Here is a 19,762-nt window from a genome sequence, read left to right on the forward strand (position 1 = left end):
CGGCGCCCCGCCTCATCGCAAACCCGCGATCAGCCCTGCGGCGTCGTCGGCGTGACCACGGCGGCCCCGCCGGTCGGCGCCGGGGTCGGGACCGGCACCTCGCGCTCGATGACCACCGGCTCGGCGGCGCGCGCGGCGGCGGCCCGGGCGTCGGCCTCGGCACGGGCGGCGTTGGCGCGGGCGACCTCGACGCTGGCCTGGGCGCCGGCGATCTGGCCGGCCGCCGCGGCCTGCAGCGCCTGGGCTTCGGCCTCGGCCGCCGCGACCTCGGCGGCCAGGATCTGGTCGTCGGTCTCCGGCGCCTGGCGGCTGAACAGGATGAACATCACGGCGATGATCACCAGACCGCCCAGAATGCCGGCGATCCACCAGCCGACGTTCGATTCGCGCACCACCACCGTCTCGGTGGTCTCGGTCACGACGGGCGCCGGCTCGACCACGACGGTCGTGCGGTTCGGATCGTTGGGGTCGACGTAGGTCACGCGGAATCTCCTCCAGTTCGGGAGGCGAAACGGCTCCGCTGGCCTGCGCGTTCCTTAACCCTGCTTGCGCAGCGCCAGCGCGCTCCAGGCGTCGTGATGGATCGTCCGCTCCACCACGAACCCCAGCGGTCGATAGGCGTCCAGAACCCGCTCCTCCTGCGTCCGCAGCAGACCCGACAGGATCGCCGTCCCGCCCGGCTTCAACGCCCCCGCGATCTCCGGCGCCAGCTCCACCAGGGGCGCCGCCAGAATGTTCGCGAACACCAGATCATACGGCACGTGCTGCGCGATGCGCGGATCACTCAAGCCGTCGGCGAAATAGAAGTCGCACTTGGCCCCGTTGATCTCGGCGTTCTCATTGGCGATGCGGGCCGACGGTTCGTCGATGTCGGTGCCCACCGCCACGGCCGACCCCGTCTTCGCCGCCGCGATGGCCAGCACGCCCGTGCCGCAGCCGACGTCCAGCACCTTGTCGAACGTCTCGGTCTTCAGCAGCTCGTCGAACGCTTCCAGACACCCCACCGTCGTGCCGTGATGCCCCGTGCCGAACGCCGCGCCGGCGTCGATCTTCAGCGTCACCCGGCCCTCGGGCACCTTGCCCTGGTCGTGCGCCCCGTAGACGAAGAAGCGTCCCGCCTCGACCGGCGGCAGGCCCGACAGCGACATGGCCAGCCAGTCGGCGTCGGCCAGCTTCTCCACCGTCACCTCCAGGTCGGCGGACGCGCGCAGCGTCGCCTCGATGCCCTGGGCCTCCTCCGTCGTGGTCGGAAAGGCGTCGATGCGCCAGACGCCGAGGTCCTCGTCCTCCTCCAGGATCGAATAGGTCGCGCCTTCCAGCAGCGGGTCGGCGTCGAGGCGACCGGCCGCGGCCTCCGCCGCCTCGCGCGGGCCTCTGGCGACGATTTGCAGGGCGGACTCGGACATTTCTCAAACCTCGTTATCATGCCGAATCGAGCAGGCGCGGGACGAGGGGTTCCGCGTCGACCGAACACACATCCGAGGGGTCGGGGAGTTCATGGCCAAAGCACCGTCCAAGTCCAGCGCCGCGTCGAAGACGACGACCGCCGCTTCCAAGCCGAAACCGGCCGCGAAGTCGAGCACGGCCGCGAAGAAGCCGGCCGCGCCCAAGGCGTCGACCGCCAAGGCCGCCGCGCCGAAGGCCGTCGCCAGACCGAAGCCCGCCCCCGCCGCCAAGGCCGCTCCGAAGGCCGCGGCCAAACCCGCCGCCGCGAAGAAGCCGGCGGCGCCCAAGGCCGTCGCGCCGAAGCCGGCCGCCCGGCCGGCGGTGAAGGCCGCCGCCAAACCGGCTGCGAAGAAGCCCGCCGCCAAGCCCGCCGCGAAGAAGCCGGCCGCCGCCAGGCCCGCCGCGGCGCCGAAGCCCGCGCCCGCCGCCGCCCCGGCGCCGAGGCCCGCCGAGGCTTCGAAGCCCGCCGCCGCGGCGCCCGCTCCGGCGAAGAAGGCCGAGCCCAAGGGCTTCTTCGGCAAGCTCAGCGACATGATCTTCGGCAAGCGCTGAGATCAGGTCTTCTGAAACTCCAGGGGCCGGGGCGCGAAGCCCCGGCCCTTTCGATTCAGCCGCGCCGTCCCCGCGCAACCAGATAGACCTCCGACGAGTCCTTGCGGCTGGCCTTCGGCTTGATGGGCCGCACGTCGTCGAACTCGGCCCGCAGCCGCGCCAGCACGCCGCCGGCGTCGCCGCCCTGGAAATTCTTCGTCACGAAGGCGCCGCCCGGCTTCAGCGTGCGGATGGCGAAATCCGCCGCGATCTCGATCAGGGCGATGATCTTCAGATGGTCGGTCTGCCGGTGGCCGACCGTGTTATGGGCCATGTCCGACAGCACCAGGTCCGGCGCCCCGCCCAGCGCCTCGATCAGCTGCCGGTCCACGCCCGGATGAGTGAAGTCCGCCTGGATCAACTGGGCGCCCGGAATGTCCTCGATCATCAGCAGATCGACGCCGACCACGGCCTTCGCCCCCCGCTGCAGCGCCACCTGCACCCAGCCGCCCGGCGCGGCGCCCAGGTCGATCACGCGCGAGCCCGGCCGGATCAGGTTCAGCCGGTCGTCGATCTCCATAAGCTTGAAGGCCGCCCGGCTGCGCCACCCCTCGGCCCGGGCGCGCTCCGACCACGGATCCGACAGCTGCCGCTTGATCCACTGCTGGCTGGACATGGACTTGGTGTCGGCCGTCTTGATCTTTCCGCCCATGCCGCGCCCGGCGGCGGTTCCGCCTGAGGGCGGGCGCACCATGCGGCGGCGTTCCTGCGGCGTGTCGTCGTTTCCGGCCATGGGGGCTTATGTCACCGGCGGCCCATCGACGAAAGGCGTCCGGTCGGACAGTCTGGCGCCTTCCCGCGCCGGAGCCTCCCATGTGCAGCCAGTATCAGATGAAGCTGCCGCTCCACGTCGTCGAGCAGGCCTTCAGCCATACCCGCTTCCCGCTGCGGTTTCCCCTGGGGCGGCCCAACTTCGAACCCGCCGACCGGATCACCATCGGCGACGTCGCGCCGGTCGTGACCGGCGTCGAAGGTCCTGAGCTGGGTCAGGTCCGTTTCGGCTGGAAGGGGCCGTCCGGCCGCCCGGTCTTCAACTTCCGCTCGGAAGGCCGCCGCTTCGACGGCGCGGTCCGATGCCTGGTTCCGGCCTCGGGCTTCTACGAGTTCACGGATCCTCAGGCGGGGCAGAAGCGCAAGACCCAGTGGCTCTTCACGCTGACGGGAAGGGACTGGTTCTGGATGGCCGGGGTGGTCCGTGACGGCGGCTTCGCCCTTCTCACCACCGAGCCCGGTCCCGACGTCGCGCCCTTTCACGGTCGACAGGTCGTCGTGCTTCCGCCGGACCTCGGCGCGGAATGGCTGGACCTGACGCGCTCCGAATCCGATCTTCTCCGCGCTCTGCCGGAGGGCAGCCTCGCCGCCCGCAGGACCTTTCCGCCCACCGGGCCGTGACGGCAGGGGACGCCCTTTCCCCCGCGCCGGTCGGCCTGTAAGACCCCCCGCAGTTCACGAAGGAGCCCTCCATGGCCGACACCCTGACCCTCACCCTCGACGTCGGCGACGGCGAGGCCCGCGACGTGGTCATCAAGCTGCGCCCCGATCTGGCCCCGGGCCACGTCGCGCGCATCAGCGAACTGGCCTCGGAAGGCTTCTACGACGGCGTCGTCTTCCACCGCGTCATCCCCGGCTTCATGGCCCAGGGCGGCGACCCGACGGGCACCGGCACGGGCGGATCGAAGAAGCCGAACCTGAAGCAGGAGTTCTCGGCCGAGCCGCACGTGCGCGGCGCCTGCTCCATGGCCCGCACGTCGGATCCCAACAGCGCCAACAGCCAGTTCTTCATCTGCTTCGACGACGCCACCTTCCTCGACCGCCAGTACACGGTGTGGGGCAACGTGACGTCGGGCATGGAGCATGTGGACGCCCTGCCGAAGGGCGAGCCGCCGCGCAGCCCCGGCAAGATCGTCAAGGCCACGGTCAGCTGAGGCCGGCATGGGGCGCGTCCTCACCCTCATGCTGGCGGTGATGGTGTCCGGCATGCTGGCCGGACTCGTGGGATCCTTCGTCCTGAACGCCGTCGTCCAGGGGGCGTCGGGCGGGGTCGGGGACCCCACGTCCGGCCTGGTCACCTTCACCGCCGTCTTCTCGATCGTCGGTCTGGCCGCCGCCGCGGTCTTCGGCCTTCCCGCTCACATGACGCTCAGCCGCATGGGCCGCACGCGGCGCGCGCCCTATGTGCTGGCCGGCCTGCTGGCCGGCCTGGTCATGGGGCTGGTGTTCTCGGGGCTGCGCCCGGACGGTTGGCAGACGGTGCTGATCGGCGTCGCCGCCGGCGCCGCGGGCGGTCTCGGCTTCTGGCTGATCGCCCGCCCGGACCGTCGGCCGAAGCTGTGAGGGCCTAGCGGCTCAGGCCCGCGTCCAGGGCGCGGAAGCTCCGGATCGCCAGCGTCGTCGAAGACTGGAACACCGCCGGCTGGACGCGGTCCACGTCGTCCGTCGGCTTGTGATAGTCCTGATGGAACTCCACGCCCAGGTACAGGAAGGGCACGTTCGCGCGGAAGAAGGCGCCGTGGTCCGACGCCTCGACCCAGTTGTTCGCGCCCGTGTCCTCCGGCGTGTCCTTGCCGAACGCCAGCGAGATGCCGCCCACCGGCGCGATCCCCTCCAGCAGCGGCCGGAAGGTCGGGTGCTGATAGGTGCCCGTGACCCACAGCTTGCCGTCGGTCTCGGCCCGTGCGGTCATGTCGAAGTTCAGGTTCAGGGCGATGGACTCCAGCGGCACCGGCGGCGCCTCGACGAAGTGCTTGGCGCCCAGCAGCCCGCTCTCCTCGGCGTCGAAGGCGACGAAGATCACGCTGTGCTCGGGCGCCTGGCGCTTCAGATCGGCCGCCAGCGCCAGCATGGTCGCCACGCCCGAGGCGTTGTCGTCCGCCCCATTGTGGATCTGGCCATCGGCGATCCCGACGTGGTCGTAGTGGGCCGTCACCACGATGTAGCGGTCGCCGCGGCGCGTCCCGGGGATCACGCCCAGCACGTTGACGCCGTTCACCACGGCGCCGCGTCGGGTCGTGGCCTGAAAGGGCTGCAGCCGCCCCATGGCGGGCGCGGCGATCCCCATCTCCTCGAAACGCGAGACGATGTAGGCGCGCGCCTTCTCTCCGCCCGGGGTGGAGGGGCCGCGCCCCTCCATGTCGTCGGCGGCCAGGATCGACAGGTCTTCCCACAACTGCGAATCGACCGCAGGCGCGGCCTCAGGCGCCGCGGGAGCCTCCGCGGCGGTCATGCACCCACTCAGGACGAGCGCGGCGATCAGGGCGGCGGACGAGACGTGCAGGCGCATGCAGGCTCCTTGAAGAGATTCCGACGACGCTAGACCGGGCGCGCGTCGGCGTCAGCTTAAGTTCGCGTCATCCGCCGGCATCATGACCGTGGCGGGGCGTCGCGTCGCCTGCTAGCCATCGCCGCCATGAGCGAGATCGCCGTCGACGCCCTGACCCTGGACCAGGCCCGCGAGGAGCTGGCCCGGTTGTCCACCGAGCTGGCGCATCATGATCGTCTGTATCATCAGCAGGATGCGCCGGAAATCTCGGACGCCGATTACGACGCGTTGAAGCGTCGGGCGCTGGACATCGAGGACCGCTTTCCCGAACTGACCCAGGACGACAGCCCTTCGCAGGTCGTCGGCGCCGCCGTCTCCAGCCAGTTCGCCGAGGTCCGCCACGGCGTGCCCATGCTGTCGCTGGACAACGCCTTCGCCGCCGAGGACGTCCGCGACTTCGAGGCCCGGATCCGCCGCTTCCTGAAGCTGCCCGCCGACGAGCGCGTCGCCTTTGCGGTCGAGCCCAAGATCGACGGCCTGTCGGCCAGTCTGCGCTACGAGGACGGGGTGCTGGTCGTCGGCGCCACGCGCGGCGACGGTCGGACGGGCGAGGACGTGACCGCAAATCTGCGCACGCTCAGCGACGTGCCGCAGAAGCTGAAGGGGTCCGGCTGGCCCGCCGTGATCGAGGTGCGCGGCGAGGTCTACGCGCCCAACGACGGCTTCGACGCCTTCAACCAGGCGGCCGAGGCCGAGGGTCGGCGCACCTACGCCAATCCCCGCAACTTCGCCGCCGGATCGTTGCGCCAGAAGGACCCGGCGATCACCGCCTCCCGCCCGCTGAAGTTCTTCGCCTACGCCTGGGGCGAGACGTCCGACCCTTTCGCCGAAACCCAAAGCGACGCGCTGAAAGCCCTGGAAAGCTGGGGATTTCCCGTCAACCCCCGCTCGACCCGCGTCGAGGGCGCCGAGGCCCTGCTCGGCCTCTACGATCGGCTCCAGGCCGACCGCGCCACGCTCGGCTACGACATCGACGGGATCGTCTACAAGGTCGACCGGCTGGACTGGCAGCAGCGTCTCGGCTTCGTCTCCCGCACCCCGCGATGGGCCGTCGCGCACAAATTCCCGGCGCAGCAGGCCCAGACGGTGCTGGAGGGCATCGACGTCCAGGTCGGCCGCACCGGTTCGCTGACCCCCGTCGCCCGCCTGCATCCCGTCACCGTCGGCGGCGTGGTCGTCCGCAACGCCACCCTCCACAACGAAGACGAGATCGCCCGCAAGGACGTCCGCATCGGCGACACGGTGATCCTTCAGCGCGCCGGCGACGTCATCCCCCAGATCTTGTCGGTCGTGCTGGAAAAGCGCCCCGCCGACGCGAAGCCCTACGTCTTCCCCACCCACTGCCCCGTCTGCGGGTCGGAGGCCGAACGGCCCGAGGGCGAGGTGCGCCGGCGCTGCACCGGCGGCCTGATCTGCGACGCCCAGCTGGTCGAACGCCTGAAGCATTTCGTCGGCCGCCGCGCCTTCGACGTTGAAGGGCTTGGCGAAAAGCAGCTGGTTGCGTTCCACGAGCGCGGCTGGCTGAAGGAGCCCGCGGACATCTTCCGTCTGGCCCGCGACGCCGAAAAGCTGGACGCCCTGCGCGCCGAGGACGGCTATGGCGAGACCAGCGTCGCCAACCTCGTGGCCGGCATCGACGCGCGCCGCGTCATCGCCCTCGACCGCCTGATCTTCGCCCTCGGCATCCGCGAGATCGGCGAGCAGACTTCGCTGCTGCTCGCCCGCCACTTCGGCGCATGGGACGCCTTTCATGCCGCCGCGCTGGAGGCGGCGTCCGGCATGCCCTCGCCGGAATGGACCCGCCTCGCCGAAGGCCACGGCGTCTCGCCCCGCACCCTGTCCGTCATGGCCGCCGCCGACCTGCCCGCCGCCGATCCATGGCCTGAGGCGCCGATCGACCAGAAGCTGGCCCTCGTCTTCCCCGGCGTCGCCGCGCCCGCCCGCCGCGCCTTGGCCGAACTCGCGCCCGACTGGCCCGCGATCGTCGAACTGGCCCGCGTCGCTCGCGAGGATGGCCCTTCGGCCACGCTCGGCGAGATCGCCGGCATCGCGGGCGTCGGCCCCGTGGCCGCACGCGCCGTCGCCGCCTTCTTCCACGAGCCCCACAACCGCGCCGTCGTCGACGCCCTGATCGATCAGCTGGACCGCGTCGAGGACGCCGAACGCCCGAAGACGGACACCGCCGTGGCCGGCAAGACCGTGGTCTTCACCGGCGCCCTGGAGCGCTTCACCCGGGACGAGGCCAAGGCCCGGGCCGAAGCCCTCGGCGCCAAGGTGTCGGGCTCGGTGTCGAAGAAGACCGACTATCTGGTCGCCGGCCCCGGCGCGGGGTCCAAGCTGGCCGAAGCCCGGAAACACGGGGTCACGGTGCTGACCGAGGACGAATGGCTGGCCCTGATCGGAGCCGGTTGAAGCCAATCCGGAGGCCCGGCGCGACTTCGCCGACGGCTCGACCCTGAACTTCCGCGGCATGTTCAGCCCCGACCCCTTCATGGGCAAGGAGGGCTACCCGCTGCTGCTCGCCGCGGGCGAGACGGCGAACGGCGTCGATCCCCTGATCGACCGCCAGCATCCGCACGAGCTGGTGATGGAGCTCTCGGCCAGCTACGCGCGTCGCCTCTCGGACGGCTCCAGCGTCTTCGGCTACGTCGGCCTGCCCGGCGAGCCAGCCTTCGGCCCCCCGGCCTTCATGCACCGCATGAGCGCCATGGACAGCCCCGAGGCGCCCATCACCCATCACTGGCTGGATTCGACCCACATCGTCTTCGGCGTGGCCACCCTCGGCTGGGTCAGGGACGGGGTGAAGCTGGAAGCCTCCTCCTTCCGCGGACGGGAGCCCGACGAGGACCGTTACGACCTCGAGAGTCCGGAGTTCGACAGCTGGGCCGTGCGCGCCAGCTGGAACCCGGCGCCCGAATGGTCCCTGCAGGTCTCCTATGCGGACGTCACGGCGCCCGAACAGCTGGAGCCGGACGAGGATGAGACGAAATGGTCGGCCAGCGTCCTGCACGCGCGCCCGATCGGCGCCGAAGGCTGGTGGGGCTCGACCCTCGCCTGGGGCCGGAAGACCAACGATCACGACGAATCGAAGGACGCCTGGCTGGCCGAGACGGCATTCAGTCCGGACGACCGCTGGACGATCTTCGGCCGGATCGAACGGACCGAGACGGACGAACTGCTGCCGGCCGTGGGCGGCGGACACGGGGACGTCTTCACCGTCTCCAAGGCTTCGGTCGGGGTCGTGCACGACTGGCGCCTGTCCCCGAACGTCCGCTTCGGCCTCGGCGCGCTCTACGCGGCGAATCGGGTGCCTGCGGGTCTGGACGCGGCCTACGGCGGCGATCCCGACGGCGGCATGGTGTTCCTGCGCCTGAAGGTCGACTGACGCCCGGCCTGTCGGTCCGCGACGGGGGAGCGCGTCGGGCGCTTCCCCGCTTGCCCCCTCGCGCCCGCGCCGCCTATACGCGCAGTCGGGCGATCTGCGCCGCAACCCGTCGGGCTTCTTCGAATGATTTCCAGCTTCCGTGATTTCGCCAAGTCCAAGTGGGCCATGGCCCTGCTGGTCGTGCTGGCGCTCAGCCTGCTGATCACCGGCGGGACCCAGATGGACGTCTTCGCCCAGCTGGGGCCGAAGCACGTGATCTCGGCCGGCGACCGCAGCGTCGATCAGGCCCAGTTCCGGTCCGACTTCGACCGCGTCCGCCAGAACATCGAGGAGCAGCAGGGTCGGCCCGTCACGGCGCAGGAGCTGGTCGATCAGAACGTCCACGTCCGCTATCTGGAAAGCCAGACCCAGCGCCTCGGCTTCCTCGCCTGGGCCTGGAAGGCCGGCATCCGCCCCGGCCAGGACGTGATCGCCAAGCAGATCCGCCAGATCCCCGCCTTCTTCAGCGAAGTCACCGGCAAGTTCGATGAGCAGCGCTACGCCGCCCAGCTGGCCCAGCTTGGCCTGACCCCGGCCCAGGCCGAGCAGGAAGTGCGCGACGAATACATGCGCAACCACTTCGGCGCCGCCCTGTTCGCCGGCGCCCGCACCCCGCGCGTCTACGGGGCCCTGGTCGCGACCCAGGCGCTGGAACAGCGCGACGGCCGCTGGTTCAAGGTCACCCAGGAGATGGCCGGCCGCGCCGGCGCTCCGACCGACGCCCAGCTGAACGCCTTCCTCGCCGAGAACGGCGACCAGCTGCGCCGCCCCGAGCTGCGCACCCTGTCCATCGTGGTCTTCGGCAATCCTCCCGGCCAGCAGGTCGAGGTGACCGAGGCGCAGGTTCAGGAGCGGTTCGAGTTCCGCAAGGACGCCCTGTCCCTGCCCGAGCGCCGCAGCTTCGTGGTCATCACCGCGCCGAACCAGCAGCAGGCGCAGTCCGTGGCGCAGGCGATGCGCGGCGGCCAGACGCCGGACGCCGCCGCCGCGGCCGCCGGCCTGCAGCCCACCCGCTATGACGAGACGCCGCGTTCGGCCGTGCCCGACCCCGCGATCGCCCAGGCCGCCTTCGGTCTGCCCGCCGCCGGCGTCAGCGATCCGGTCCAGGCCAGGGTCGGCTTCGCCGTCGTGGCCGTCACCGGCATCCAGGCCGCCGAGCCCGCCACGCTGGAAGGCGTCCGCGAGGCCATCGTGCAGGAGCTGCGCGGCGAGGCCGAGCGCAAGCTGGTGTTCGACCGGGTCCAGCGCTTCGAGACCGCTCGCGACTCGGGCCGCACGCTGGAGCAGGCCGTGGCCGACGTCGGCGCCCGCATCCTGCCGATCCCCGACGTCTCCCGCGACGGACGCACCGCGTCCGGCCAGCAGGTCAACGCTCCGCCCCCCGTCTTCGAGACGGCCTGGAGCCTGCAGCAGGGCGGCGTCAGCGACGTCGTCGACGCGGGCAACGGCCAGTATTTCGCCGTCCGGGTCGACGCGGTGAAGCCGGCGGCCCTGCCGCCGCTGGACGAGGTCCGCGAGGACCTGACCCGCGCCTGGATCCAGCGCGAGAACAACCGACTGCTGCGCGCCAAGGCCGACGAGCTGGCCGGCCGTCTGCGCGCCGGCGAGGACATCGTCGCCGTCGCCCGCTCCGTCGGCGCCGAGCTGATCGTCCGCACCGGAGTCCGGCAGGACGAGGAGACCCAGGCGGCGCTGGGCGTCGGCGCCCTGACCGGTCTGTTCGGTCAGGCCAAGGGCCAGGCCTTCGCCGAGGTGAACTCGGAGTCGGAGTTCGTGGTCGGCGTCACCGACGCCGTCCGCGCGCCCGCGCCCGCCCTCGTCGGCCCGATCGCCGAGCGGGTGCGTCCGCGCATCGGTCAGGATCTCGCCAACGGCCTGGGCGATCTGGCCATCGCCGCCGGTCAGGCGCGCGTGAAGGCCGAGTTCGACGTCGGTCTGGCGCGCGAGGCCCTCGGTCTGCCGCGCGAGGCCCCGGCCGCCGCCGGCCCGCAATGACGACAGCCGGCGCCGGGCCGGTCGTCCGGCGGCTGATCGACGATCTGGAGACGCCCGTCTCGGCCTTCCTCAAGGTGGCGCACGGGCGTCCTCACGCCTGCCTGCTGGAATCGGTCGAGGGCGGGGAGAGCAACGGCCGATTCTCCATCCTGACGCTGGACCCCGACGTCGTCTGGCGCTGCCGCGACGGCGTGGCCGGGGTGGCGCGCGACGGCGGCGACTTCGTCCGCGACGACCGCCCCGCCCTCGTCTCGCTGCGCGCCCTGATCGCCGACTCCGCGCTGGACCTGCCCGACGATCTGCCGCCCATGGCCGCGGGCCTGTTCGGCGTCTTCGGCTACGACATGGTCCGCCTTCTGGAGCCCCTCGGGGCGGCCAATCCCGACCCGCTGGACCTGCCCGACGCCGTCCTCACCCGGCCCGGCCTGATCGCCGTCTTCGATTCGGTGAAGCACGAGATCGTGGTCGTGGCCCCCGCCCGCGACGGCGACCGCGGCGCCGCCGAGGCCCGCGTCGACGCCTTCGAGGCCGCCCTGCGCGCGCCGTTGCCGGCCCGAAAGCCGGCCGCGCCGGCCGAAGTCGACTTCGCCTCTCCGGTCGACGAGGCGGCGTTCACCGCCATGGTCGTCAGGGCCAAGGACTGGATCGCGGCGGGCGACATCTTCCAGGTCGTGCTCAGCCACCGCTTCGACGCGCCGTGGTCGGCCGACCCGTTCGCCTTCTACCGGGCGCTCCGTCGCCAGAACCCCTCGCCCTATCTGTTCTTCCTCGACATGGGCGACTTCCAGCTGGCCGGCTCCAGCCCCGAGATCCTGGTCCGGCGCAAGGACGGCCGCGTCACCATCCGCCCGCTGGCCGGCACCCGCGCCCGCGGCGAGACGCCGGAGGCCGACCGCGCGCTGGAGGCCGAGCTTCTGGCCGATCCCAAGGAGCGCGCCGAGCACCTGATGCTGCTGGACCTCGGCCGCAACGACGTCGGCCGCGTCGCCGCCCCCGGCAGCGTCCGCGTCACCGACAGCTTCACCATCGAGCGCTACAGCCAGGTCATGCACATCGTCTCGAACGTGGAGGGCGACGCCCACCCCGATCTGGACGCGGTCGACACCCTGCTGGCCGCCCTCCCCGCCGGCACGCTTTCGGGCGCGCCCAAGGTCCGGGCCATGGAGATCATCGACGCGCTGGAGACCACCAAGCGCGGCGTCGGCTACGGCGGCGGCGTCGGATACATCACGTCGCAGGGCGAGGCGGACGTCTGCATCGTGCTGCGCACCGCCCTGTTCGCCCGCGGCCGAATCCACGTGCAGGCGGGCGCCGGCGTCGTCGCCGACAGCGATCCGGTCGCCGAATACGAGGAGACCCGCGCCAAGGCGCGCGCTCCCATGCGCGCGGCGCAGGAGGCCTGGCGGTTCTCTTAAGGGGTGAAGGTGACGCCCGGACCCAGGATGAAGGCCCCGGCCATCAGCACGGCCCCGATGGCCGCCAGCGCCGAAGCGCCCAGCGCCTTCAGCGGCGCGGCCCTGTCCGGCGCGGCCTCGCCGGTCAGCAGGGCCTTCGCCTGGCCGATGGCGGTGCGGGCGGTGTCGATGCGGGCGTCGCTCATGGGCGGACGATCCCGCACTCATGGTTAACGAACCCTTGCGGCGGCCTGCCCGCTTCCCCCCCGTCGCGCCGGGCCCTATGACGCCCGCATGATCCTCGTCGTCGACAACTACGACAGCTTCACCTGGAACCTGGTCCACTACCTCGCGGAACTGGGCGCCGGGACGCGCGTGGTGCGCAACGACGAGATCACGCCGGAAGAGGCCTGGGCCTCGAAGCCCGACGCCGTCCTGCTGTCCCCCGGCCCCTGCTCGCCCAACGAGGCCGGCATCTGCCTGCCTCTTCTCGCCACCGCCCCTGAGGACATGCCGGTCTTCGGCGTCTGCCTGGGTCACCAGGCCATGGGTCAGGCCTTCGGCGGCGAGGTGATCCGCGCCAGGACGCTGATGCACGGCAAGACCAGCCCGATCCTGCACGACGGCCGGAGCGTCTTCCGCGGCCTGCCCTCGCCCTTCACCGCCACCCGCTACCACTCGCTGGCCGTCCGCCGCGACACCCTGCCGGACGTGCTGCAGGTCACGGCCTGGACCGAGGACGGCGAGATCATGGGCCTGGCCCACCGCACCCGCCCGATTCACGGCGTGCAGTTCCATCCCGAATCGATCGCCACGGAACACGGCCACGAGCTGCTGGCCAACTTCCTCGACCTCGCGAACGTGAAGCGGACCGCGACGGTCTGATGGCCGATTCCTTCAAGCCCCTGCTGGCCAAACTGGTCGACGGCCGCATCCTGTCGACCGACGAGGCGCGCGACTTCTTCGCCGCCTGCCTGCGCGGCGAGCCGACGCCGGCCCAGGTCGCCGCCGCCGTCACCGCCCTTCGCGTGCGCGGAGAGACGGTGGACGAGATCGCCGCCTTCGCCACCGCCATGCGCGACGCGGCGCGCACGCTGGATCATCCCTACGACGCCATCGACACCTGCGGCACCGGCGGCGACGGTCAGCACACCTTCAACATCTCCACCGCGGCCGCCCTCGTTCTGGCCGGCGCGGGGCTGAAGGTCGCCAAGCACGGCAACCGCGCGCTCTCCTCGAAATCCGGATCCTCCGACGTGCTGGCCGCCCTGGGCGTCAATCTGGCGGCGACGCCGGAACAGCAGCGCCGGTCGCTGGACCACGCCGGCATCGCCTTCCTGTTCGCCCCCCACTATCACGGGGCCATGCGCCACGTCGGGCCGGTGCGGGCCGAGATCGGCTTCCGCACCGTCTTCAACCTGCTTGGGCCCCTGTCCAACCCGGCCGGCGCCCGGCGTCAGGTCATGGGCGTCTACGATCCTCGCCTGCTCGAGCCCTTGGCCGAGGTGCTGGGCCGACTGGGCGCTCGCCGGGCGTGGACCGTCCACGGCCAGGGTCTGGACGAACTCACCACGACCGGCCCGACCGAGGTCGCGGAATGGAAAGACGGCGCCGTCCGCCGCTTCGCCGTCGCCCCGGCCGACGCCGGCCTGCCGACCGCCACCATCGACGACCTGCGCGGCGGCGACGCCGAGGAGAACGCCGCCGCCCTGCGCGCCCTGCTGGACGGCGCGCCCGGCGCCTATCGCGACGTCGTCCTGCTGAACGCCGCCGCCGCCCTGCTCGTCGCCGACCGCGCCGACACCTTGCGCGCAGGCGCCGAACTGGCCGCCGCCGCCATCGACGACGGCCGCGCCGCGCAAGCGCTGGCCCGCCTCGTCGAGGCGACGAACACGCCGATCGAGGAGCCGGAAGAATGACCGACGTCCTCGCCCGCATCGCCGCCTACAAGCGCGAGGAAGTCGCCGCCCGAAAGGCCGCCGAATCGCAATCCGCCGTCGAGGCCCGCGCCGCCCTCGCCTCGGCTCCTCGCGGCTTCCACGCGGCCCTGCAACGTCGTTTCGACGACACGGGCCGTCCCGGCCTGATCGCCGAGATCAAGAAGGCCAGCCCGTCCAAAGGCCTGATCCGCCCCGACTTCGACCCGCCCGAACTGGCTCGTGCGTATGAGCGCGGCGGCGCGACCTGCCTGTCGGTCCTGACCGACGGCCCCAGCTTCCAGGGCGACGACGCCTTCCTGCGTCAGGCTCGCGCCGCGACCGCCCTGCCCTGCCTGCGCAAGGACTTCCTGGTCGACCCGTGGCAGGCGGCCGAGAGCCGGGCGCTGGGGGCCGACTGCATCCTGATCATCCTGGCCATGATCGACGACGGCCTGGCCGCCGAACTGCTGGCCGAAGCCGACCGCTTCGGCATGGACGCCCTGATCGAGACCCACGACGAGGCCGAGATGGCCCGCGCCTGCCGCCTGGTTCAGGATCGGGAGACGGCGCTGGTGGGGATCAACGCCCGGTCCCTGCGCACCTTCGACGTCGACCTGGCCCGCGTCGAGGAACTGGCCCTGCTCAGCCCCGTCCACGCCCTGCTGGTCGCCGAAAGCGGCATCTTCACCCCCGACGACGTCGCCCGCGTCTCCGCCGCCCACGCCCAGGCCGTGCTGGTGGGGGAGAGCCTGATGCGTCAAGCCGACGTGGAGGCGGCGACGCGGGAGCTGATGGGATGAAGCCGGCCACACCCGGCCGACGCAATCTCGAGGCGATTCTGTCGGCCGCTGCTGCCGCGCTCCTGATCTATCTGGCGCTCAGGCTTCTGGCGACGGACGGAGCCGGCTTCCGAAGCCGCAGGCTGTTCAACGTTTGGGAACTCGGCGTCATCGTGAACTTTGCGATGGCGGCGCTTCTCATCGCAAACGTCTATCGCGTCGCAAGCAAGGGGCGGCCCATTGAGGTTCTGGGTGACGGCCTGCACCACCCGAGCTGGCGGCGCCCCATCCCCTTCGCCGAGATCGAGCGCGTCCTGTTGAAGCGCGAGCCCGCACTACACGGCGGCCACAAGATGCAGGTTTCGCTGCTTCTGAGATCGGGAGCGGTTCAGCTTTTGCCATCCTCGCTGTTGCCTGCGGCGCCGACGAGGTTCGCCAAGCGCGTGCGTGCCGCGATGGTGCAATCCACGCCCCCTCCCCGTTAAGTTGACATTAGGCAAGAACACTTACAGAACATCGCCATCGGTTCACGGCTTGTTCCTGAAAGATTCGACGCCATGCTCACCAAGAAGCAGCACGAGCTCCTGATGTTCATCCATGAACGGATCAAGGAGACGGGCGTCTCCCCCTCGTTCGACGAGATGAAGGAGGCGCTGGATCTGGCGTCCAAGTCCGGCATCCACCGCCTGATCACGGCGCTGGAGGAGCGCGGCTTCATCCGCCGCTTGGCCCACCGCGCCCGCGCGCTGGAGGTGACCAAGCTGCCCGACGCCGCCGCGCCCGGCGGACGGGCCTTCAAGCCGCAGGTGGTGCAGGGGGGCGGCCGCCCCATCGCCGCGGAACCCGCCAACGACACGCGCGAACTGTCCCTGATGGGCAAGATCGCCGCCGGCACGCCCATCGCCGCCATCGAGCACGAGACCGCCCGGTATCCCGTGCCCGAGGCCATGCTGGGCTCCGGCGAGCACTATCTGCTGGAGATCGAGGGCGACTCCATGATCGAGGCCGGCATCCTGAACGGCGACCTGGTCATCATCAAATCCAGCGACACCGCCACGTCCGGCGACATCGTCGTGGCCCTGGTCGAGGGCGAGGAGGCGACCCTCAAGCGTCTCCGCAAGAAGGGTGCCTCCATCGCCCTGGAGCCCGCCAACCGCAACTACGAGACCCGCATCTTCGGCCCCGACCAGGTCGAGGTGCAGGGCAAGCTGGTCGGCCTGATCCGCCGCTACCACTGACGGCGGCGGAGGGGGTCACTCCCCCTCCCCGTACCGCGCCCACGGGCGGTCGCCGCGCAGGTCCGCGACCCACAGCGCGCGCCAGCCGTCGCCCTCGCGCCACAGCTCCACCGCGCCCTTCTCGGCGAAGTCCCGCCCGTCCAGCACCAGCCGCGAGGCGCACTCCGGCGGCAGTTCGTCCACGACCGCCCGCACCGCCACCACCTCCGCCGTCGCGCACGCCGCCGCCAGCCGCCCGATCTCCGGCGCGCGCCGCCCCCACAGCAGCGCCGGCCCCAGCGCCTCCGCCTCCGGTCGACAGTCCGTCCGGCCGCAGGTCCAGCCCTCTTCCGACCGCGCCTCGACCGTAAGCCCCCGCCGCCGGCTCCACACCTCGACGCCGAAGTCCTCAAGCCCGCCGCGCACCACGGTCGCGCGACCGCCCGCGACCGTCGCCGCCTTCGCGCCCCCGTCGCCGATCCACACGTCCGGCGCCGGCCCCCTCGGCCAGACCAGCACGGCGCACGCCAGCGGCAGGCCGATCCACCTCAGCGGCCCCCGCACCAGGCAGCAGATCATCACCCCCAGAAAGGCGACCGGCAGCGCCGCCGTCGGCGCGCTGGCCCAGGTCCTCACCGCGCCCGGCAGCCCGGCCGTCCACGCGCCCACCGCCAGCATCGCCTCGATCCCGAGCCCCGCCAGCCACAGGAACGGCCCGCCCAGCCCGACCGGCTCCAGCAGCGCACCCAAGGCCAGCGTCGGCATGATCAGGAAGTCGCTGATCGGGGCCACGGTCATGTTCGAGACCAGCCCGTACATGGCCGCTCGGTTGAAATGCTGCATGGCGAAGGGCGCCGTCGCGGCCCCGGCCACCAGACTGGCCAGCGCGGCCAGCGCGATCCACTGCCCCGTCTGCTGCACCGCCAGGATCACCGCCGGCGCCTGGATCTCGCGCGGCCGGTGCGGCCACGCCTCGACCAGCGCGACCAGCGCCGCGGTCGCCGCGAACGACATCTGGAAGCCCGGCGTGACGATCGCCTCCGGCTGGATCGCCAGCACGACCAAGGCCGCCACCGCCAGCCCGTGCATGGTGATCGCCGGCCGGTCCATCAGGACGGCGAGGAAGGCGATAGACGCCGTCACCGCCGCGCGCACCGCCGGCGGCGGCGCGCCCGAGATCACCAGGTAGACCCCCACCGCGACCAGCCCCGTCCACGCCGCCGCCTTCTTGCCGTTGATCCTCAGCGCCAGCGGCGGGACCAGCGCGATCCCCAGCCGCGCGGCGAAGAAGGCGAACCCGCCGACCACCGCCATGTGCAGGCCCGATATGGACAGGATGTGCGCCAGCCCCGAATCGCGCATCCGCTCGACCTCGTCCGGGTCCAGCCAGGCCTCCACCCCCGTGGTCATGGCCGCCGCGATGCCGCCGGTCCGGGGGCCCAGCCGTTCCACGATGCGCCGCGCCAGATCGACTCGGACCGCGTTGACCGCCATCGTCAACCGCAGCCTCCACGGCGGCCGATCCAGCCGGGCGGGTCGCGGATCGGTCAGCACGAAGGCCACGCCGCCCATGCGCTGGAACCAGGCGCCTCGTCCGAAGTCGTACGCTCCCGGCGAGGCCGGCGCCGGCGGCGGGTTCAGCAGGGCGAACAGGTCGACCGGCGTGCCCGGAGCGATCGGCGCGGAGCCGCGCAACGTCGCCCGCACCCGCAGCGGCGTCTCTTCGGGCGGCAGCCCGTCGACGCGCACCGGCGCCACCATCACCCGCGCCCCGCCGCTCCCGCCCGGCGATTCCACGTCCGTGACCCAGCCGGTGATCCGCGCGGGCCCGGCCATGGCCGGGGCGACGGGCGCGGCCGCCCGGTCGCTCCTCAGCTTGGCGTTCGCCGTGCCCAGGGCGAAGAAGGCCAGCAGCATCAGCGGCCAGGTCGCCTTCCTCCCGACCGCCCGCCGCCTGATGGCCAGCCATGCGCCCGTCAGGACGACCGCCGCCAGCACCGGCGGCCACGCCGGCGGCTCGACCTTCAGCATGAAGTATGCCGCGCATCCGCCGCCGAACGCCACGGGGGCCCACAGCCCCCATCTCAGGGCCTGCGCCGCGGCCTGATCGTGCAGGAAGGTCGCGGCCCGCTCGCGCAGGCTGGGCTTGGCCGCGACGGACGCTATAAGGGCGGCCTTGCTGGACCCCGCCCCCATGACCTCCTCGACCCCGCCTTCCGGCCCCGTCGTCACCCGCTTCGCCCCCTCGCCCACCGGCTCCCTGCACATAGGCGGTGGAAGAACGGCGCTTTTCAACTGGCTGTTTGCACGACGCCACAACGGAAAGTTCCTCGTCCGCGTCGAGGACACCGATCGCGAGCGCTCGACCGAGGCGGCCGTGAAGGCCATCTTCGACGGCCTGAGCTGGCTCGGCCTGTTCCCGGACGAGGAGCCCGTCTTCCAGTTCAGCCGCGCCGGGCGCCATCGCGAGGTGGTCGACCAGCTGCTGGCGGGCGGCCACGCCTACCGCGATTTCCTCTCGGCCGAAGAGACCGGCGCCCTGCGCGACGCGGCCAAGGCCGAGGGCCGGACCTTCGAAAGCCCATGGCGCGACCGCGAGCCGTCCGTCGACGACCTGATGAAGCCGCACACGGTCCGCTTCAGGCGGCCCAGAGAGGCCCCCGTGGTCGTCGCCGACGCCGTGCAGGGCGAGGTCCGCTGGGACACCGCCGCGCTGGACGACCTGGTCATCCTGCGCTCCGACGGGGCTCCGACCTACAATCTGGCGGTGGTGGTCGACGACCACGACATGGGCGTGACCCACGTCATTCGCGGCGACGACCACCTGAACAACGCCGCGCGCCAGTCGCTGATCTACGACGCCCTGGGCTGGTCCCGACCGACCTTCGCCCACATCCCGCTGATCCACGGCCCCGACGGCGCCAAGCTGTCCAAGCGGCACGGCGCCCAGGCGGTGCACGAATACGCGGCGATGGGCTACCTGCCCGAGGCGATGCGCAACTATCTGGCCCGTCTCGGCTGGGCCCACGGCGACGACGAACTGTTCTCCGACGAACAGGCCATCGCCTGGTTCGACCTCGACGGCATCGGCAAGGCCCCGGCCCGGCTGGACTTCGACAAGCTGGCCCACGTCAACGCCCACTGGATCCGGCTGGCCGACGACGACCGCCTGGCCAAGGCGGCGCTCGACGTGCACCTGTCGCGCGGCCACGTCCTGGCCGAGGGCGACGAGGCCCGCCTGACCCGCGCGATTCCCTTCGTGAAGGACCGGGCGAAGACGTTGCTCGAACTCGCCGACCAGACCGCCTTCGTCCTGCGCCGCCGCCCGCTCGTCGTCTACGACAAGGCCCTGCCGATGCTGGCCGGAGAGTCGGGCGAGCGCATCGGCCGCCTGCGCGACCGCCTGCGTCTGTTCGAAAGCTGGGACGTCTTCGCGCTCGAGGCCGAGCTGAAGGCCTTCGTCGAGGAGGAGGCGGTCGGTTTCGGCAAGGTCGGACCCGCCGTCCGCGCCGCCCTGACCGGCGACGGCGTTTCGCCCGACATCGCCCGCACCCTGGCGGCTTTGGGGCGGGAAGAGGCCCTCGGGCGCTTGGATGATGCGCTGCAACAGACTAAATGACGTTCACCTCAAGCTTTCGCTTCCCGCCGGCGCGTCTCGCGCCGCGGTGAGGCGTACGG

The 19,762-nt window shown here is 71.8% G+C and carries 20 protein-coding genes; 14 read left to right on the top strand and 6 right to left on the bottom strand.

The genetic code is table 11. The features are described from left to right. Positions 1-29: 29 nt before the first annotated feature. Together EFJ44_RS11255 and EFJ44_RS11260 are read right to left on the bottom strand one after the other, a co-directional pair. Positions 30-482: a hypothetical protein gene (locus tag EFJ44_RS11255; protein ID WP_125257293.1), complete on the bottom strand. Its 453-nt coding sequence runs from the start codon at positions 480-482 to the stop codon at positions 30-32. 54 nt (positions 483-536) lie between these two features. Further along, a complete protein-coding gene (locus EFJ44_RS11260) occupies positions 537-1,406 on the bottom strand; it encodes a 50S ribosomal protein L11 methyltransferase (RefSeq protein ID WP_125257294.1) in 870 nt (289 codons plus the stop codon). A gap of 91 nt (positions 1,407-1,497) precedes the next feature. Between EFJ44_RS11260 and EFJ44_RS11265 the strand changes: the two genes are divergently transcribed. Continuing rightward, positions 1,498-1,998: a hypothetical protein gene (locus EFJ44_RS11265; protein ID WP_206426904.1), complete on the top strand. Its 501-nt coding sequence runs from the start codon at positions 1,498-1,500 to the stop codon at positions 1,996-1,998. Between the two features lie 55 nt (positions 1,999-2,053). Here EFJ44_RS11265 and EFJ44_RS11270 read toward each other — a convergent pair whose 3' ends face one another. Further along, positions 2,054-2,770 carry an RlmE family RNA methyltransferase gene (locus EFJ44_RS11270; RefSeq protein ID WP_125257295.1) on the bottom strand — a complete coding sequence of 239 codons (717 nt, stop codon included), beginning with the start codon at positions 2,768-2,770 and terminating at the stop codon, positions 2,054-2,056. 80 nt (positions 2,771-2,850) lie between these two features. On the opposite strand from EFJ44_RS11270, the gene EFJ44_RS11275 reads away from it, so the two are divergent. From EFJ44_RS11275 to EFJ44_RS11285, 3 genes are all read left to right on the top strand, one after another. Beyond that, positions 2,851-3,429 (top strand): SOS response-associated peptidase family protein, encoded by a 579-nt coding sequence (locus EFJ44_RS11275; protein WP_125257296.1) that lies wholly within the window; start codon positions 2,851-2,853, stop codon positions 3,427-3,429. A 71-nt stretch (positions 3,430-3,500) separates the two neighbouring features. Beyond that, the gene (locus EFJ44_RS11280; protein ID WP_125257297.1) at positions 3,501-3,962 is read left to right on the top strand and encodes a peptidylprolyl isomerase; all 462 of its coding nucleotides are present in this window, start codon (positions 3,501-3,503) and stop codon (positions 3,960-3,962) included. A 7-nt stretch (positions 3,963-3,969) separates the two neighbouring features. Next, positions 3,970-4,371 (top strand): hypothetical protein, encoded by a 402-nt coding sequence (locus EFJ44_RS11285; protein WP_125257298.1) that lies wholly within the window; start codon positions 3,970-3,972, stop codon positions 4,369-4,371. Between the two features lie 4 nt (positions 4,372-4,375). On the opposite strand, the gene EFJ44_RS11290 is transcribed toward EFJ44_RS11285, so the two are convergent. After that, positions 4,376-5,317, bottom strand: coding sequence for a M20/M25/M40 family metallo-hydrolase (locus tag EFJ44_RS11290; RefSeq protein WP_125257299.1), 942 nt, complete (start codon positions 5,315-5,317; stop codon positions 4,376-4,378). Between the two features lie 126 nt (positions 5,318-5,443). Here EFJ44_RS11290 and ligA point away from each other — a divergent pair, with 126 nt between their 5' ends. The 4 genes from ligA to trpE all read left to right on the top strand — a co-directional run bounded on the left by ligA (position 5,444) and on the right by trpE (position 12,190). Beyond that, positions 5,444-7,768 (top strand): NAD-dependent DNA ligase LigA, encoded by a 2,325-nt coding sequence (ligA, locus tag EFJ44_RS11295; RefSeq protein WP_125257300.1) that lies wholly within the window; start codon positions 5,444-5,446, stop codon positions 7,766-7,768. Positions 7,769-7,826: 58 nt separating this feature from the next. Continuing rightward, complete coding sequence (locus EFJ44_RS11300; protein WP_241209773.1) at positions 7,827-8,741, top strand: hypothetical protein; 915 nt, start codon at positions 7,827-7,829, stop codon at positions 8,739-8,741. Between the two features lie 123 nt (positions 8,742-8,864). Beyond that, a complete protein-coding gene (locus tag EFJ44_RS11305; protein ID WP_125257301.1) occupies positions 8,865-10,775 on the top strand; it encodes a peptidylprolyl isomerase in 1,911 nt (636 codons plus the stop codon). Next, the gene (gene trpE, locus EFJ44_RS11310; RefSeq protein ID WP_125257302.1) at positions 10,772-12,190 is read left to right on the top strand and encodes an anthranilate synthase component I; all 1,419 of its coding nucleotides are present in this window, start codon (positions 10,772-10,774) and stop codon (positions 12,188-12,190) included. Before EFJ44_RS11305 ends, trpE begins: the two co-directional genes overlap by 4 nt. On the opposite strand, the gene EFJ44_RS11315 is transcribed toward trpE, so the two are convergent. After that, entirely contained in the window at positions 12,187-12,375 is a 189-nt protein-coding gene (locus EFJ44_RS11315) for a hypothetical protein (protein ID WP_125257303.1), read from the bottom strand. The genes trpE and EFJ44_RS11315 overlap by 4 nt on opposite strands. A gap of 88 nt (positions 12,376-12,463) precedes the next feature. Between EFJ44_RS11315 and EFJ44_RS11320 the strand changes: the two genes are divergently transcribed. The 5 genes from EFJ44_RS11320 (at position 12,464) to lexA (ending at position 16,105) form a co-directional block, all read left to right on the top strand. After that, positions 12,464-13,054 (top strand): anthranilate synthase component II, encoded by a 591-nt coding sequence (locus EFJ44_RS11320; RefSeq protein ID WP_125257304.1) that lies wholly within the window; start codon positions 12,464-12,466, stop codon positions 13,052-13,054. Beyond that, a complete protein-coding gene (trpD, locus tag EFJ44_RS11325; protein ID WP_125257305.1) occupies positions 13,054-14,088 on the top strand; it encodes an anthranilate phosphoribosyltransferase in 1,035 nt (344 codons plus the stop codon). Before EFJ44_RS11320 ends, trpD begins: the two co-directional genes overlap by 1 nt. Then, positions 14,085-14,888: an indole-3-glycerol phosphate synthase TrpC gene (gene trpC / locus EFJ44_RS11330; protein ID WP_125257306.1), complete on the top strand. Its 804-nt coding sequence runs from the start codon at positions 14,085-14,087 to the stop codon at positions 14,886-14,888. The genes trpD and trpC overlap by 4 nt, the downstream gene beginning before the upstream one ends. Beyond that, positions 14,885-15,352, top strand: a complete 468-nt coding sequence (locus tag EFJ44_RS11335) for a hypothetical protein (RefSeq protein WP_125257307.1) — start codon at positions 14,885-14,887, stop codon at positions 15,350-15,352. Before trpC ends, EFJ44_RS11335 begins: the two co-directional genes overlap by 4 nt. A 72-nt stretch (positions 15,353-15,424) precedes the next feature. Next, complete coding sequence (lexA, locus tag EFJ44_RS11340; RefSeq protein ID WP_125257308.1) at positions 15,425-16,105, top strand: transcriptional repressor LexA; 681 nt, start codon at positions 15,425-15,427, stop codon at positions 16,103-16,105. A gap of 15 nt (positions 16,106-16,120) precedes the next feature. Here the strand turns inward: lexA and EFJ44_RS14085 are convergent, their stop codons facing one another. After that, positions 16,121-18,316: a ComEC/Rec2 family competence protein gene (locus EFJ44_RS14085; RefSeq protein ID WP_277596086.1), complete on the bottom strand. Its 2,196-nt coding sequence runs from the start codon at positions 18,314-18,316 to the stop codon at positions 16,121-16,123. Between EFJ44_RS14085 and gltX the strand changes: the two genes are divergently transcribed. Further along, on the top strand, positions 18,279-19,703 hold the full coding sequence (gltX, locus tag EFJ44_RS11350) for a glutamate--tRNA ligase (protein WP_125257309.1): 1,425 nt from the start codon (positions 18,279-18,281) through the stop codon (positions 19,701-19,703). The genes EFJ44_RS14085 and gltX overlap by 38 nt on opposite strands. Positions 19,704-19,762 lie beyond the last annotated feature (59 nt).

The sequence above is a fragment of the Brevundimonas fluminis genome (assembly GCF_003934285.1).
Taxonomy (GTDB): Bacteria; Pseudomonadota; Alphaproteobacteria; order Caulobacterales; family Caulobacteraceae; genus Brevundimonas; species Brevundimonas fluminis.